The organism is Bacillus sp. AR8-1 (assembly GCF_008042345.1).
GTDB lineage: Bacteria > Bacillota > Bacilli > Bacillales > Bacillaceae_G > Bacillus_A > Bacillus_A cereus.
This window is the reverse complement of sequence record NZ_QNUB01000017.1, coordinates 323,238-338,495: the sequence shown is the minus strand read 5'-3', so window position 1 is coordinate 338,495 and position 15,258 is coordinate 323,238. Positions and strand designations below refer to the sequence as shown.

Here is a 15,258-nt window from a genome sequence, read left to right as displayed (position 1 = left end):
ACAAGGCACGATTAAAATCGTGCCTTGTTATTTTATTATGCAGCGTTTTCTACTAAGAAGTCTACAGCTTTACGCACTTTAAGATCTTCAGCTAAAGCGTCTACGCTTCCAAGAGCTTGCTTGATAGCGTCTACTGGCATACCGTACATTTCAGCCATTTTTTCAACTTCTGCAGTTACTTCTTCTTCAGTAACTTCGATGTTTTCAGCTTCAATGATAGCTTCAAGAACAAGATTGATTCTTACACGTTTTTGTGCATCTTCTTTCATTTGCTCTTTTAATTTGTCAGCGTCAGTACCTGTGAATTGGTAGTAAAGCTCAAGGTTCATACCTTGTTGGCTTAAACGTTGCTCGAATTCACGAACCATACGATCTAACTCAGTGTTGATCATAGCTTCTGGAATTTCGATTTCAGCGTTAGCAGCAGCTAATTCTACTACTTCGTCACGTACTTTGTGCTCAGCTTCGTGCTTTTTGCCTTCTTCTAAGTTTGTGCGAAGTTTTGCTTTTAATTCATCAAGAGTTGCAACCGCTTCGTCTGCTTCTTTAGCGAACTCGTCGTTTAACTCAGGAAGTTCTTTTGTTTTGATTTCGTGAATTGTTACTTTGAATGTTGCTGGTTTGCCAGCTAATTCAGCAGCATGGTACTCTTCTGGGAATGATACTTCAACGTCTTTAGACTCACCAGATTTAAGACCGATTACTTGCTCTTCGAAACCTGGGATGAATGTACCAGAACCGATTGCTAGAGAGTAGTTTTCGCCTTTTCCGCCTTCAAATGCTTCGCCATCAACGAAACCTTCGAAGTCGATTACAGCTGTATCACCGTTTTCAACAGTTCCTTCTTCTTTAACAACTAGTTCAGCTTGACGCTCTTGTAAAGATTTTAATTCGTTCTCTACATCTTCGTCAGTTACAGTTGTTTCAACTTTTTCTACTGCTAAACCTTTGTACTCACCTAATTTAACTTCAGGTTTCACTGTAACTTTTGCAGTGAAGATAAGGTTAGCATTTTTTTCGAACTTCTCGATGTCGATTTCAGGATGATCAACTGGGAAGATACCAGCTTCTTCGATCGCTTCACCGTATGCTTTTGGTAAAATGATATCTAAAGCATCTTGGTATAAAGATTCAATACCAAAGCGTTGTTCGAATAATGGACGAGGCATTTTTCCTTTACGGAAACCTGGTACGTTAATTGTTTTTACTACTTTTTTGAACGCAGCGTCGATAGAGTTGTTTACTTCTTTAGCATCAACTTCGATTGTTAAAACGCCAACGTTACCTTCTAATTTTTCCCATTTTGTAGACATTTATTCTTTCCCTCCAACTATAATAATGTATGCACATACCTCTATAGATTAAGATCTTCATTATCTCTTTTTTGAAATAACAAATACACAAATAACCCTCTAGCAAAAGCTTTCAGATATAATGTTCCAATCTACTAATTGCCCAGAAGACAACTACGGTATATTTTGTTCGAGAATAATATGAAACATATTAAGTAAGAGAATTACACTTCTCTTCTCTTACAAACAGGCAGATTTCTGCCTTTTGCAACCCTTACATTATAACATAGAATATGCTCGTTTCAAGAACTGAACGATTCTTTTTCATAATTATACGGGCAAATATCCTTCTCTTTCAACACGTAATAACCATTGATAGGCAATATGAAACTCTTCCAATTCGATATTATATGCTGCCATAAGCTCTTCTTCATCTATAGCCAATCCGAAACGCTTTCTTCCAATTCTCTCTAAAACAGCTGACCAAATCTCTTCTTTATCCATTAATAGAGCGAATGGGAAAACGCTAATTTGCAACTCTTTCCAATATGTAACCATTGCTTCAAATATATCGGGATAATTTTGCTCTAATCGGCTTGATAATTTATGTATAATGTTATTGAATTGCTCCTCATTATGACCTGTAAATGCTGGAATCACCTTAATCGTATTTCCAAACTTTTCTACCTCTATTTCTTCTTCTACCTGACTTTCTATCATTTTATACAAAATAGAAGTTTTCAAATAGGGGTGCTGCTCTTCGTCTATTAAAAATTTCTTTAAAACAGGTAATGCAAGATCTAAGTCTTTTAACGAAAGTCGCTGAATCGCTCTTAGCTTCTGTCCAAAGTTTTCTCCAAAAATTTCATTAGTAAACTCATCCAATTCAAAATTTGAATCCACTAGCGATGCGTCTCCCTCATTTAGCATACCTTCTGCAAATAAAGCAAGCTGCGCTAATTTTTCCTTTTGATCAGGCATTATATCTTTCGTTTGTAAAACCTTTTCAACAGTTTCAATAACACCTTCATAATCATTTGTTTGAACTAAAATAGTTACGTACGTTTCAAGAATATCACCAAATAAGACAACTCCTGTTTTAAGCAACTGTTCACATTTGTCTTTCGCTTCTTCCATACGTTTTAATTCGAGTAAACAAATAACTGAAGCTAATTCCGTTTGTTCCGTTTCCGCATTATACTGACGTAATATTTCAAAGCAACGCAATGCATCTTCGAATTCCCGCTCTTTCAGCGCTAAAAAACCTTCATCAATATAGCGCTCTGATAGTTGTGGAAACAATACGACCGTATTTTCTTTTTTATCCATACGTCCGCCTCTTTTTCTTGATTTTAATTATGTTCAAAGTAAATATATCAAATGCGTAATGAGAACACAACATCCCTAAACTATTTGTTTGAAATATGAAAATATTTAATTTTTACATTCCAATACGAATAAATTTCTACTAAAAATTAAAATTGTACAAATAAAAATCCCCAGCAACAAGCGCAGAGGATTCATCATTAATGGAAAGATTTTATAATTGTGGGGTATATTACAAGGGTAATAATTTGGAGAACAATAATTGCCATAACAATCATGCTAAAATAGAAGATTGGTTTACTTCGCTTCATTAAAAACATAATAATAAGCATCGTACAAGCAAACAAACTTAAGAAGAACAAACTTGTTGTCGAACTAAGTATACCACTTGGGACAAAGAACAATAACACTACACTACAAGTACCTATAATTCCAAATAACCATTCCATTCATTCACTCATTCCCTTTCCCTCTCATGGCTGTTTTCTCTAAGCGATCAAATGTTTCACAACATCAACTACATACGTTAATTTCTCATACGCTACAAATCCAAAAGCAACCGTTAAGCCCGTTACAACTAATCCTTTCATCATTTCTTCCTCCTCGTTTTATCGTTGTTATCTTCATTATAAAAGATTAGCAATTTCTTACCATCGAACTACCTTACAGTTACCTTACAGAATTGTAAGATTTCAAAAAGAGATTGAAAAACACCTCATATCGCTTGAGGTGCTTTCACGGAATTTCTCTATAATTACTTGTAAAATCAACTTTTTTCTTTTAGTTATTTTTGAACGAATCGACTCTTAAACTAATAGATTTACTAAATAATTTAGAATCAAAATAATTATTCGTTACTTTTCTTAACTTACTTTCAGATATTTTCGTATTAGAAGAAAACAACTGGTGAAAATCGTGTTAATATATTTTTGTACAATTAAGAATTTAATTTACAAGGGGGATTATATATGTTTAAAAAAATGGCGGCAGATGTATTAGGACTAAGCGATGTAGGTTCTGTCATTACACCTAAAGACTATGATAAGGTCGATGCTGATGATTATGTGATGCATGAAGATGGGGAGAAAATTTACTTTCTAATTAAATCCAAATCAGATGAATATTGCTTCACAAACAAAGGGTTAATTCACTTAGACGGTACAAGCGCAACAAGTAAAAAACGTACACTACGCCGCTTTAGTTATAGCAAATATCAAATTAAAAACGTAGCACTTGAAACTGCAGGAACGATTGATTTAGATGTAGAAATTAAGTTTCAAATGGGCGATGAACATTACTCAATTGATGTTCATAAAAAACATATTGAAGAATTAAAAGATTTATATAAGGCTTTACTTAAAATCGAAGAAATTTCATACGACAACGATATTACATTACAATATGCACATAAAAGTTTAGATATGGCATCTAATGCCTTTAGCCGTATTTCAAACGCACAAGTAAACTTAGCAGAGCAATTTAAAGAAATGAACGAGATTGCCTTTAACTGGCTTGTTGATACGAAGAAACAATATAATGTGAAAGATTATGGTTTTGTCTTTGACAAGTTTATTAACAACTAATTTTAAATACACAAAAAACCTTGTTATCAAAAGATAACAAGGTTTTCTTAGCGTCCCAGGAGAGATTCGAACTCCCGCTCCGCCCATTTCCGTACTATTTTATATATTTGGATCGCAGTCTTAATATATCTTCTCCTTCGCGAATGCCTGCCGATCCCTTCCTCACATTTTTTACGACAGTCCAATTCGGGTTAGTTTCATCACCGATATTCTGTACTGTAAAATTGCCATCACCATATTTCCGGTGACCTTCTGCCAATTTCTCCGTTAAATCATTCTCATTTGATCTCGCCATCTTTGCGCCATCTCCCTTTTTTATACGACCTTCTTAAACCCTCTAACCAATCACAGGTCCAGTCAATTGGAGATTCTCGTTTTCCGCTTCTATTAATTGTAACACACTGCCGGGGATAAGTTCCGACAATCGATGCTCAATCTTACTAGAATGGTAAAGAGTTTGATAATATTGTAAGTAAACAATTAAGAGAATCTGGATATGGTTTTCAATACGTGCATAAACCATTTGATGAGCCTGAACAAACAAATAATATAACTGACTAGCAAAGAGCGTTTTTTAAGCGCTCTTTTTAATGCACTTTAATCTGTTGCATATACTCATTATCATATATCCCGTTATAATATTTTTAAACCTCTTGCACATACATCAATTTGTAGACAAACAAAAAACCTTGTTATCAAAAGATAACAAGGTTTTTTTAGCGTCCCAGGAGAGATTCGAACTCCCGACCGTACGCTTAGAAGGCGTATGCTCTATCCGGCTGAGCTACTGGGACATGGAGCGGGTGAAGAGAATCGAACTCTCGACCAGAGCTTGGAAGGCTCTTGTTTTACCACTAAACTACACCCGCATATGTTATTTTCTTTTCTTCGTTAGCGCCGTTGCCCTATCGACAATATTTATTATATGTATAACCACACATAAAGTCAACACCTTTTTTAAAAGAGGATAAATTTTCTTATCCTCTTTTAAAAACTGCTTGTTCAACTAGTTGTCCGTCTAACGTTTCGAAACGAACTTCCATTTGATTTTCATCCATTTCTAATAAAGCAAATGTCTTTTCTACACGCTGACGTGGTAATAAAATACTGCCTGGATTAATAAATAAAACGCCCTCGATTAATTCCGCACCTAATACGTGAGAATGTCCGAAGCATGCAACTTGCGCTCCCACTTCTTCAGCATGGTACGCTAGCGTTTGTAATGTCATTTTCACATTATGGCGATGTCCATGCACTACTAAGAAGCGAATTCCATCTACATCAGTTACAATTTCATCTTGAAAGTTAGCATAATCACAGTTTCCTTTTACAACATGGAAACCTTGCAGTTCTTCATGAGCAGGCGTTAGCTCTGAATCACCGCAATGAATCATGATATCTACTTTCCCTTCATATTTCTCTTTCAACTGCTGTAATTCCTTCACAGAGCTATGACTATCGCTTACGATTAAAGCTTTCATCATTCTCTCTCCCTTATTCTCCTAAAAACCATTCCGGGATTTTTTCTTCTAACTTACGAAGAGCACGGCCACGATGGCTAATAGCATTTTTTTCATCTGAACTTAATTCCGCCATTGCTTTTTTGTATTCTTCCACATAAAAAATCGGATCGTATCCAAAGCCATTTTCTCCGCGGCGTTGTTCTAAGATAAATCCTTCACATGTCCCATTTACAATGACAGGCTTTTTATCACCTTCAGGGAAAGCAACTGCTAATGCACAATAGAAACGAGCTTTACGCTTTTCAAAGTCAACGCCATTTAATTCTTGTAACACTTTATCGATATTTGCTTGGTCATTTTTCGGTTCACCAGCAAAACGCGCTGAATACACTCCTGGTTTTCCATTTAAAGCATCTACAATAAGACCCGAATCATCCGCAATTACGATAGAATTCAACTGTCTACTCAAACTATCCGCTTTTAAGATCGCATTTTCTTCAAATGTTTCACCAGTTTCTTCGACTTCTTCAATATGAGGAAAATCGTGTAATGATTTCACTTCTAAATCAAATCGCTCAAATAACTCAGCAAACTCACGTACTTTTCCCATATTTTTTGTCGCTACAACAACTTGTTTCATACTTTCCACCTCTACTCTATATGAGATACGATGTCACCTAAAGCTTCTTTTTGTATATCAATCAGTTGGAAAATGCCTTTTTCCGCAGCATCAAGTAGTTCATTTAACTGCGCTCTACTAAACGTCGCTTCTTCTCCAGTTCCTTGCACTTCAACAAATTGGCCTTTTCCAGTCATAATTACGTTCATATCAACGTCTGCTTTAGAATCTTCTGCATAGTTTAAATCTAAAACAACACCTTGCTCTTCAACAATTCCTACTGACGTTGCTGCTAAATAATCTTTTACTGGAATTTTAGATACTTTTTCTGCTTGTAATAATTTCTCGAAAGCTAATACCATCGCTACATATGCACCTGTAATAGACGCTGTTCTCGTTCCACCATCTGCTTGGATAACATCACAGTCAATCCAAACTGTTCTCTCGCCAAGCGCTTCTAAATCAACTACCGCACGTAATGCTCGTCCAATTAGACGTTGAATTTCCATTGTACGTCCTGTTACTTTCCCTTTACTTGACTCCCTAATTGTACGTTGTTCTGTCGCACGTGGAATCATCGCATATTCAGCTGTTACCCAGCCCTTGCCTTCTCCACGCATAAATGGCGGGACACGCTCTTCAATTGTCGCTGAGCAAATCACCTTTGTATCCCCAACTTCAATTAATACAGATCCCTCTGGATGTTTTAAATAATTCGTATGAATATGTATATGGCGTAATTCTGTTTTCTCTCTACCATCTACTCGCATAAAAATAACCTCCTCTTAATTACTACTCGTTAGTATAGCCAAATTTAAATGTATGATATGTATACAATAAAAGAAGGAGAACCCAAAAAGCAATTCTCCTTTCTTACTTAAGTATATCAAATTATTCAAGATTAAAAACTACCTGTATTCACGTTTTCTGGACGATCTACAGGTTTTATTAACTTTCCGCCCTTTTCATCTATAAGATTTGCTTTTCCATTCACTTCAATAGAAATATTTTTCACACCTTTCTTTTCTGTTAAAGATAAAACTAACGACTTCAATACGTAATTTGAGATCATATTTTTATCTGGGTTTACAAATATATTTTCATTAAAGTTTAATGTAAGATTTCCGTCTTGTAATTTCGGATTCGTAATAAGCTTAACGCCTGGATTAAAATCATTCAGGAGCGATTGATGGATCGGACCTTTTACAAGTTCATCTATAATTGCTGCATAGTCATTTTCTTTACCTTCCGCAACGCGGCGTGTGACTGGTACGTAGTATTGCTGTTTATTATTATTTTGCGCCATAAAATACAGTGTGACTGGTTTTGTATTTGTTACATCTGCTACTTGTTCATCATCGAAGTTAATACCATTTGCACGGCTCACTCCTTCACCAAGCGGTGTACCAGCAACCGGCATCTTCGCCAATTTCTCACCATTTATTTGGAACTGCACTTGTTTTATCTCTGTAAATTGCGTCAACGTCCACGCTATAGATTCAATGATTTGACGCTCTTCTTCTTTCGCATAGTTTTTCATTTCTTTAGAGAAATCAATAACTGCCGTCCCGTCCTTTTTCAAATCTAAAGTCATCGTTGTATTCGCCGGAATGACTGCACGAAACCCATTCGGTAATAAATTCGTTACCGGTCCATCTTTCACAAGGTATTCTAACGTTTGCTTCACAGTCTCATTTGCTTTCGGAGTAGGTATAGCTAACGTTTGTGGTACAACATAACCATTTTTATCAACAAGGTATAGTTCTCTATTTACCATTTGCCCTTGCTTATCTTTTTTAGCTACTTCTTTCTTCCCACCCTCTGTATACGTAACTTGTTTTGGCGGATCAATTTGTTCAGTTGCTTTCTCCTGATTTATAAAGCCACACCCTGTTAGTAAAACAGCGCTCACAGTAGCACCAACAACCCATTTAAAAGTGGATTTAGGCATGCCATTCCCCCCTAAAATCTAAGTTTGTACTATTATGTATACGAGCCGTTTCACATTTTAGAACAAGCTGTGCCTCTTATAAAGTGAAACTTTAATCAGTGGAGGGTCTAACTGCCCAGCAAATAGCAAGATAAAACAAAAAACTCCTGATTTCTCAGGAGCTCACTTATATGAATTCTACTATTATTCTTTTTCTAAATGAATATGCTTCACATTTTCAATCGGTTGACCGAACCATTTTGATGCAATTTCTTTAAACAAGCCTATTTTTCCTGTTGTTAAGAAGAGATGATCGCTTTGTTCTTCTCCTTCATTCAACATTTTACTATGATATAAGATTGTACTTACTTCACGTGCTGTTTCATCACCAGAACTAATTAGTTGTACTTTATTTCCCATTACTTTTTTAATAACAGGTCCTAAAATCGGATAGTGTGTACACCCTAATATAAGTGTATCAATATCGGTACTTTTCAGTGGTTGCAGCGTTTCTCTTACAACTTCATACGCCATTTCACTTTCGAAATTCCCACTCTCTACAAGTTCAACGAAAGGTGGACAAGCTAAACTTTCTACCATAACACGGTTATTAATAGACTTTAACGCATCTTCGTATGCACCACTTTTCACCGTTCCAATCGTTCCAATAATCCCAACGTGATACGTGTTTGTCACTTTTAAAGCTGTACGTGATCCTGGGTGAATAACTCCTACTACTGGAATTGGTAATTGTTTTTGCATCTCTTCTAATACAACTGCAGTTGCTGTATTACACGCAATAACTAACATTTTAATATTTAAATCTAGTAAATGCTCCGTCATTTCCCACGTAAATTGACGTACTTCTTCTCGAGAACGTGGACCATAAGGACAACGTGCTGTATCTCCTAAATATATGATACGCTCTTTCGGCAACTGACGAATTAATTCCTTCGCTACTGTTAAACCGCCAACTCCTGAATCGATAACACCGATTGCTCTATTCAACTTCATCACCCGTTTTCTCATTCATCATCTTTTATGTTTATCATTATATTTTACACACTTTAAGTTCGCTCACTTCAAATGCTTCTGTATGAAAATTTTCATTTGCCCATGTATAGACTAGGACCTTTTTTATTTTGCTCCTTTTTTTCATAATTTGCAAGATAGAAAAATAACCGACCTTCTATAAGAAAGTCGGTTTCTTCTATATAAAGTGCATATTCATTGATCCATCTTTTTTTGAAAAGAAGACATTCCCATTAATAAGACGAAATGAACAGAAATTAAAATGACGATCAAAATAAAATTCAATCGATAACTATTTGTTGATTCCATAATTTTGCTTGCTACAGCTGGTCCGAATGCCATACCGAAAAAGTTAATTAAATTATATAAACCAAGGCCGACTCCAACTTTAGCTGGATTTAATGTTTTCGGAATAAATGTGTTTAATGATACTTGAATTGCCGAATAACTCATAAATGTTAAAATAACCGCAAATAAAATAAAGAGTAAGTTCCCGTCTGGAATAATCCCTAAAATTAAAAAGCCAATGATCATAACTACAGACGCTACATACATCATCCTCACATTCCCAAACGCAGGAATAATCTTTCCGGTAATAAAACTAGATACAATACCAAAGAGAGATGCAACAAACAATACAATTCCAATAACGAACGGAGACAATCCGTGCCCTCTTCCTAACAGTAATGGTAATAATAATAAACTAGCACATAACGCCACATTAATGATAAATCCGACCGCTATTAAACGCAGGAATGGTTTATTTGTAAACAACTCAATATCAATAAACGGCGACTCTGCTCTCTTCATATGAGCCTTGAATAAAAATAGGAAAGCAACAGATAACACAAAAAGCCAACTATTAATATTCACTCCTAATAAAACGGTCGTAATCAATACAAATAATAAAAATGCTCCAATGAAATCAAAGTGGAACACTTCATCGGTATGTTGCACCTCTTCTGGCATAAATTTTACGAGCAAGAAAATACCAACCATTGAAATAACCATAAATAAAAATAAATACGGCCACCCTAACGTATTTGTAATTGCCCCACCAACTAAAGGTCCAATACCAACCGCTAATGCAATAGAAGAACTAATCATTGCTAACGCACCCGGTTTTTTAGCTGGAGCAACTAATTTAGCCACCGCAATCATACTAAGCGCAATAAACGCTGCTCCTCTGCTCCTCCGCTCGCCTGCACTAGCCTTGCGAAAATGATAATCTCATAAGATTGATTCACAAACCCAACAATAGAACCAGCTACAAATATGATAATAGAAATAATTAATAGCCTTTTTACACTGTAACGATCAGCCAGTTTTCCATATATCATCGAACCGATACCGACGACTAAAGAATACCCTACTACAACCCAACTTACTTTCGATTGACTAATTGATAAATCATTAGCAATATCCTCTAGCGCTACATTAAATAACACAGCGTTCATCGGTCCTAACAAAACAATAAAACATAATGTAAAAACAAACCATTTCGAATGGTTACTTATATCTTTCCCCATGTGTAACACTCTCCTGATTGCAATTTTAAAACTGTCAAACTATAGATAAAAAAATGAAGTTATTTAAATGTTGTATCACCACTAAACAACTTCATTAAATGTATAAATGGTGCTAATTTATCGCGCGATAAATTGAATTCGAAACGAAACACGTATATTGTTCGATATTCATGGAACTATCATAGTTTCAGCATTACAGTTTGTCAACGAAAAACATACAAAGTAAACTAATTTAGTATTTTTAGTTTACTTTGTTCAAAAGTTATTATACACTAATTTCGAAGCTGATATAAGGAGGACTGGCATGATTATTCAAATTTGCATTTTTTAACTTAATAAAATGAAACGAATACAGAACTTTTATATAGAAGAGACATTATAGGAGGATTATGATGAAGAAAAAAATGTTAGTTGTATTAACAAGCGTAGAAAAATACCCAAATTTAAGTAGGGCTACCGGACTTTGGCTCGGTGAAGCTGTACATTTCGTAAAAAAAGTAGAAGAAGCGGGTTACGAAGTTGATTACGTCAGTCCACAAGGCGGTTATACACCAATTGATCCACATAGTTTAGCAATGGCGGAGAGCATCGATTGGGAATGGTACCAAAAGAAAGAGTTTATGAATCGCCTCGGTTCTACAATGAAACCAAGTGAAGTGAATCCAGAAGACTACGCTGTTATTTATTACGCAGGTGGTCACGGGGTTATTTGGGACTTCCCAGAAAATAAAGAACTTCAAAATATTAGCCGCAATATTTATGAAAACGGCGGTATTGTTTCTTCCGTTTGTCATGGAGCAGCTGGTTTATTTCATATTACATTAAGTAATGGGGATCGTTTAATTAGCGGTAAGAAGGTAACAGGCTTTTCAAATGAAGAAGAAAAATTAGCTGAATTAGATCAATTCGTTCCATTTTTAACAGAAGATGAACTCATTAAAAATGGAGGACTTTACGAAAAAGCTGCACAGCCTTGGGAAGCTTTTGCTCTAGAAGATAATCGTGTTATCACTGGTCAAAACCCAGCTTCAGGTGGTTCAGTAGCCGAATTAGTATTAAAACAGTTGCAAAAATAATATGTACTAAAAAAGCAGATTTCCCTCTACTAAGGGAGATCTGCTTTTTTACGAAATCATTTGCAAAATAGCAATAACTTCTTTTTCAATTTCAGAATCATCAATTGCTTCTATATACTCTGGTTTAAAAAGTTGATACTTCTTTAATTGATAAAAATCAAATATCGCTTTCTTTAAAGTAATATCGTACTGAATACAAAAAGAATGATCTATAATACGTCGTAACATCACATCATCTTGTACCATAAATAATTGTGCATTCATTTTATTAAAATAACCTTGTTCCATACCCGCTTCAAAAAACATTTGCAAATTATGATTACGATTTTGTTGTGCAGCGACTAATTGATCTGACAAATGCGGATATGCTTCTTTCAAATCTTGCAAAAAAACATCCGAAATATATGTCACACATTTTAAAGAGTGGATAAACGTCTTTTGGAAACGTTCTGCAAAAGACATGCTTTCATCTTGATTGTCCGCATCACCTTCGAGTAGATAATTTATAAAATCCTCTACTACCGCCTCAATAATTTCATCTTTCGAAGAAAAACGTTTATATAAAGTAGCTTTACTAATATCCATATATTTCGCAATTTCATCTATTTTCAATTGGCTAAAACTCGTCTTTCTAATAACGGGCTTTATTTTATTAATATAAGTATTTGCACATGCGACTTTTCTCATTTAAAAGAGCCTCCCCTTTTGTCCATACAAAATAGTATAGCAAATTCACGAATGATTATAAATGAAGTTATTATACTCATTATGCTTTTTTAGTTTATTACATTTTCATATACTATACATAAAGAACTAGAATCCATTATCACCAACTGGACAGTTACAAACCAATTTTGAGGGGGGAATTTTAGGATAAAAATACCCACTACCTTTGTTAGTAGCGGTACTTTTTCTATAATTTATTTACAGCCCTTTTTATAGCCTTACCTATTTCCACGCTAGACTGTGGATTTTGCCCTGTAATTAAATGCCCATCTACTACCACATGCGGCGTAAAATTAGGCGCTACATAAAACAAAGCTCCTTCTTCTTTCAACTTACTTTCTAACAAAAACGGAACGCGCTTTTCTAAATGTACAGCTTTTTCTTCATCGTTTGTATAACCTGTTATACGCTTACCGGCAACAAAAAACGAGCTATCCTTATTTTTCACACCGACTAAGGAGCTTACTCCGTGACAAACAGCCGCTACAATCCGGTTATTGTTATACATATTCTCAATCAAATTTGCTACATATGGATTGCCTGGAAAATCTACAATCGCCCCGTGCCCACCACCAAATAAAACCGCATCATAATCCGAGAAATGAACATTTGAAATCGGCCTCGTATTTTGTAATAAAGAAGCTACATGCTTGAATTCGCGAGGTATACCATTCGGAATAGACACTCTATCTATAGGTACTCTCCCACCTTTTATTGACACAATATCAACATCAAACTTAGCCTTTTTAAATAAATGATAAGGAGCTGCGAGCTCTTCAAGCCACAAACCCGTCGGGTGTCCATTCATATCATGAGCACTTGTTGAAACTAACAGTATCCTTTTCAACATATCCCCTCCTTATTACCTATTTATGTATGGAGTGTTCTTATCATTCATATAGCAAGTGAAGCAAACAAAAAAATAGCCGACTCTTTGTATAAAAGTCGGCTGCTTTCTTATAGTTCGAGCTCTCCCATACGAAGAAGCTCCACAACTGCTTGTGAACGTCCTTTAACCCCTAGCTTTTGCATTGCGTTTGAGATGTGGTTGCGAACTGTCTTTTCACTTATAAAAAGTTCACCTGCAATTTCCTTCGTTGTTTTATCTTGAACCAGTAATTCAAATACTTCTCTTTCTCTCTTTGTGAGTAAAGGTTTAGATTGATACGCTTTTTCCTTCAACTGGTATAACCCTCCTTGCTTAAGCCAGAGCTGTGTATGTGTAAGTTGGGTGTTTATTTAGTCAAGATATTGTATGAACGAAATGTGCAGGTGGTGAATGAAAATGGGCTTTATTTCCTATGTTATTTTAGACTTTTATACAGTGCGTACACTCTTTTTATCCACTTACTTCCCAACGCGCCATATTTGTTCTAGCAATATACTTACAACCGTACCTACAAATAAACCATTACCGAATATATATTGCATAACAGACGGCAAGGATTGGAGTGCTCCAGACGGTAAAAACATAACGCCGCTGCCAAATAATACTGCAACGCCTAAAATCGTTACATTCCTTTCACTCATCGGCACTTGTTTTATATTATTAAATCCAATTCCAATTAACTGTACGAACGAAGCCATTAAAACAGCCGATGCGACAGCAGATGGTAAAGATGCTAAGTAACGAATAATACTTGGAAAAAGAGACATTACGACTAGTAACGCACATGCCATTAAGAACGATCGTATATACTTTTGTTTTGTTAAACGTATAAATCCTGCCGTTGCTGGTAACGGAACGACACCTACAGTTGAAAATACAGAAGAGATGATATGTGAAATCCCCCCAACCCATGTTCCATCTTTCAACTGTTTTTGTTCAATAGTCGCTTTATGAATAGTTGCTTGATTAATTGCTATAATAGCTGCCACCGTATTCGAAACTAAAATACATACCATAACGAAACTTGATACAGCCATACCTGTATTCCATTTTGGAAGTCCCCAAGCAAATATATGTGGAAGTTGCACAAAATGAGTTACTTGAGATGGGATTGTCACTTTTCCTGCAATGAGAAAAATAATCCACCCACTAATTAATCCTATTAAAACTGCATAACTTTTGACAAAGCCTTTTCCGAAATTAGATAGTATAATAACGAACAAAAATATACTAAACGCGATCATTGCTGTAAATCCGTCAATTTGAGAAATAGTAGCTGTAATCCCTAACATTCCTTTTAAAAATACACCACTTAATTGTAAACATAATAAAAGTAAAAACGTCCCTGTCACAAGCGGCGTAAATAAAAATAAAATACGTCCTATAAAACCAGTTACTCCTAATCCTATTAAAATAACACCGGAGATTATCATTCCTAATTCTAAAATTTGCAGTGTACTATGTAATTGATCCTGTCCGGCCGTTGCATAAGCAAGCACGGTAAATACACCAACCCAAGATCCAGCCGGCCCATCCGCAATTGGCAGTCTATGCCCAAGCCAGCCTTGTAAAAAAGAAGATATACCAACTACAAAAAACGTACGCTGCATTAAATAAAATATTTCTTCCGTCGTAAGATGAAATAATCCGCCAACGACAATTGGTAGTGCGATTGAATTTGCTAATAAAAATATAAACCATTGCAAAGTTCCCATAATATGATTTTGGTTATGTTGATTGTCCAAAATTTTCATCCCTTCTAGCTTTCCTATAAAAAATATACTGTAAGAATA

15 protein-coding genes, 2 tRNA genes and 1 pseudogene are annotated in these 15,258 nt (G+C 35.4%); 2 read left to right on the top strand and 16 right to left on the bottom strand.

Annotation, left to right across the window (positions count from 1 at the left end; translation table 11 throughout):
• Window positions 1–35 precede the first annotated feature (35 nt).
• From tig to DN400_RS13010, 3 genes are all read right to left on the bottom strand, one after another.
• Window positions 36–1,313, bottom strand: coding sequence for a trigger factor (tig, locus tag DN400_RS13020; protein ID WP_000105215.1), 1,278 nt, complete (start codon window positions 1,311–1,313; stop codon window positions 36–38).
• Window positions 1,314–1,622: 309 nt separating this feature from the next.
• Window positions 1,623–2,621, bottom strand: coding sequence for a hypothetical protein (locus DN400_RS13015; protein WP_000358254.1), 999 nt, complete (start codon window positions 2,619–2,621; stop codon window positions 1,623–1,625).
• A gap of 197 nt (window positions 2,622–2,818) precedes the next feature.
• On the bottom strand, window positions 2,819–3,067 hold the full coding sequence (locus DN400_RS13010; RefSeq protein WP_147801705.1) for a hypothetical protein: 249 nt from the start codon (window positions 3,065–3,067) through the stop codon (window positions 2,819–2,821).
• Window positions 3,068–3,586: 519 nt separating this feature from the next.
• On the opposite strand from DN400_RS13010, the gene DN400_RS13005 reads away from it, so the two are divergent.
• Window positions 3,587–4,201, top strand: a complete 615-nt coding sequence (locus DN400_RS13005) for a PH domain-containing protein (RefSeq protein ID WP_000473868.1) — start codon at window positions 3,587–3,589, stop codon at window positions 4,199–4,201.
• A 94-nt stretch (window positions 4,202–4,295) separates the two neighbouring features.
• Here the strand turns inward: DN400_RS13005 and DN400_RS13000 are convergent, their stop codons facing one another.
• The 9 genes and pseudogenes from DN400_RS13000 to DN400_RS12955 form a co-directional block, all read right to left on the bottom strand.
• Window positions 4,296–4,496 (bottom strand): hypothetical protein, encoded by a 201-nt coding sequence (locus tag DN400_RS13000; RefSeq protein ID WP_000124460.1) that lies wholly within the window; start codon window positions 4,494–4,496, stop codon window positions 4,296–4,298.
• A 425-nt stretch (window positions 4,497–4,921) separates the two neighbouring features.
• Window positions 4,922–4,995 (bottom strand) — tRNA-Arg (locus tag DN400_RS12990).
• A gap of 1 nt (window position 4,996) precedes the next feature.
• A tRNA-Gly gene (locus DN400_RS12985) sits at window positions 4,997–5,070 on the bottom strand.
• A gap of 108 nt (window positions 5,071–5,178) precedes the next feature.
• Window positions 5,179–5,682 carry a metallophosphoesterase gene (locus DN400_RS12980; protein WP_000645488.1) on the bottom strand — a complete coding sequence of 168 codons (504 nt, stop codon included), beginning with the start codon at window positions 5,680–5,682 and terminating at the stop codon, window positions 5,179–5,181.
• Window positions 5,683–5,695: 13 nt separating this feature from the next.
• Window positions 5,696–6,304 (bottom strand): XTP/dITP diphosphatase, encoded by a 609-nt coding sequence (locus DN400_RS12975; RefSeq protein ID WP_000815949.1) that lies wholly within the window; start codon window positions 6,302–6,304, stop codon window positions 5,696–5,698.
• 11 nt (window positions 6,305–6,315) lie between these two features.
• Window positions 6,316–7,053, bottom strand: a complete 738-nt coding sequence (gene rph, locus DN400_RS12970; RefSeq protein WP_001261762.1) for a ribonuclease PH — start codon at window positions 7,051–7,053, stop codon at window positions 6,316–6,318.
• Between the two features lie 131 nt (window positions 7,054–7,184).
• On the bottom strand, window positions 7,185–8,234 hold the full coding sequence (gerM, locus tag DN400_RS12965; protein WP_001126743.1) for a spore germination protein GerM: 1,050 nt from the start codon (window positions 8,232–8,234) through the stop codon (window positions 7,185–7,187).
• Window positions 8,235–8,417: 183 nt separating this feature from the next.
• Entirely contained in the window at window positions 8,418–9,227 is an 810-nt protein-coding gene (gene racE, locus DN400_RS12960; protein WP_147801704.1) for a glutamate racemase, read from the bottom strand.
• Window positions 9,228–9,440: 213 nt separating this feature from the next.
• Window positions 9,441–10,774: pseudogene (locus DN400_RS12955) on the bottom strand (MFS transporter).
• A gap of 392 nt (window positions 10,775–11,166) precedes the next feature.
• On the opposite strand from DN400_RS12955, the gene DN400_RS12950 reads away from it, so the two are divergent.
• A complete protein-coding gene (locus DN400_RS12950; protein WP_000728528.1) occupies window positions 11,167–11,850 on the top strand; it encodes a type 1 glutamine amidotransferase domain-containing protein in 684 nt (227 codons plus the stop codon).
• A 48-nt stretch (window positions 11,851–11,898) separates the two neighbouring features.
• Here the strand turns inward: DN400_RS12950 and DN400_RS12945 are convergent, their stop codons facing one another.
• The 4 genes from DN400_RS12945 to DN400_RS12930 form a co-directional block, all read right to left on the bottom strand.
• The gene (locus tag DN400_RS12945) at window positions 11,899–12,537 is read right to left on the bottom strand and encodes a TetR/AcrR family transcriptional regulator (protein ID WP_065229399.1); all 639 of its coding nucleotides are present in this window, start codon (window positions 12,535–12,537) and stop codon (window positions 11,899–11,901) included.
• A gap of 226 nt (window positions 12,538–12,763) precedes the next feature.
• Window positions 12,764–13,426 (bottom strand): type 1 glutamine amidotransferase domain-containing protein, encoded by a 663-nt coding sequence (locus DN400_RS12940; protein ID WP_016512275.1) that lies wholly within the window; start codon window positions 13,424–13,426, stop codon window positions 12,764–12,766.
• 107 nt (window positions 13,427–13,533) lie between these two features.
• The gene (gene gerE, locus DN400_RS12935) at window positions 13,534–13,758 is read right to left on the bottom strand and encodes a spore germination transcription factor GerE (protein WP_000659484.1); all 225 of its coding nucleotides are present in this window, start codon (window positions 13,756–13,758) and stop codon (window positions 13,534–13,536) included.
• Between the two features lie 165 nt (window positions 13,759–13,923).
• Entirely contained in the window at window positions 13,924–15,219 is a 1,296-nt protein-coding gene (locus DN400_RS12930; RefSeq protein WP_053563595.1) for a purine/pyrimidine permease, read from the bottom strand.
• Window positions 15,220–15,258 lie beyond the last annotated feature (39 nt).

What these genes read in the sequence shown, in the direction of transcription:
- DN400_RS12945 (WP_065229399.1), bottom strand. Translation starts at nt 12,537, where the DNA reads ATGAGAAAAGTCGCATGTGCAAATACTTATATTAATAAAATAAAGCCC.
- DN400_RS12930 (WP_053563595.1), bottom strand. Translation starts at nt 15,219, where the DNA reads ATGAAAATTTTGGACAATCAACATAACCAAAATCATATTATGGGAACT.
- DN400_RS13005 (WP_000473868.1), top strand. Translation starts at nt 3,587, where the DNA reads ATGTTTAAAAAAATGGCGGCAGATGTATTAGGACTAAGCGATGTAGGT.
- DN400_RS12940 (WP_016512275.1), bottom strand. Translation starts at nt 13,426, where the DNA reads ATGTTGAAAAGGATACTGTTAGTTTCAACAAGTGCTCATGATATGAAT.
- DN400_RS12950 (WP_000728528.1), top strand. Translation starts at nt 11,167, where the DNA reads ATGAAGAAAAAAATGTTAGTTGTATTAACAAGCGTAGAAAAATACCCA.
- DN400_RS13015 (WP_000358254.1), bottom strand. Translation starts at nt 2,621, where the DNA reads ATGGATAAAAAAGAAAATACGGTCGTATTGTTTCCACAACTATCAGAG.
- racE (WP_147801704.1), bottom strand. Translation starts at nt 9,227, where the DNA reads ATGAAGTTGAATAGAGCAATCGGTGTTATCGATTCAGGAGTTGGCGGT.
- tig (WP_000105215.1), bottom strand. Translation starts at nt 1,313, where the DNA reads ATGTCTACAAAATGGGAAAAATTAGAAGGTAACGTTGGCGTTTTAACA.
- DN400_RS12975 (WP_000815949.1), bottom strand. Translation starts at nt 6,304, where the DNA reads ATGAAACAAGTTGTTGTAGCGACAAAAAATATGGGAAAAGTACGTGAG.
- rph (WP_001261762.1), bottom strand. Translation starts at nt 7,053, where the DNA reads ATGCGAGTAGATGGTAGAGAGAAAACAGAATTACGCCATATACATATT.
- DN400_RS13010 (WP_147801705.1), bottom strand. Translation starts at nt 3,067, where the DNA reads ATGGAATGGTTATTTGGAATTATAGGTACTTGTAGTGTAGTGTTATTG.
- gerM (WP_001126743.1), bottom strand. Translation starts at nt 8,234, where the DNA reads ATGCCTAAATCCACTTTTAAATGGGTTGTTGGTGCTACTGTGAGCGCT.
- DN400_RS13000 (WP_000124460.1), bottom strand. Translation starts at nt 4,496, where the DNA reads ATGGCGAGATCAAATGAGAATGATTTAACGGAGAAATTGGCAGAAGGT.
- DN400_RS12980 (WP_000645488.1), bottom strand. Translation starts at nt 5,682, where the DNA reads ATGAAAGCTTTAATCGTAAGCGATAGTCATAGCTCTGTGAAGGAATTA.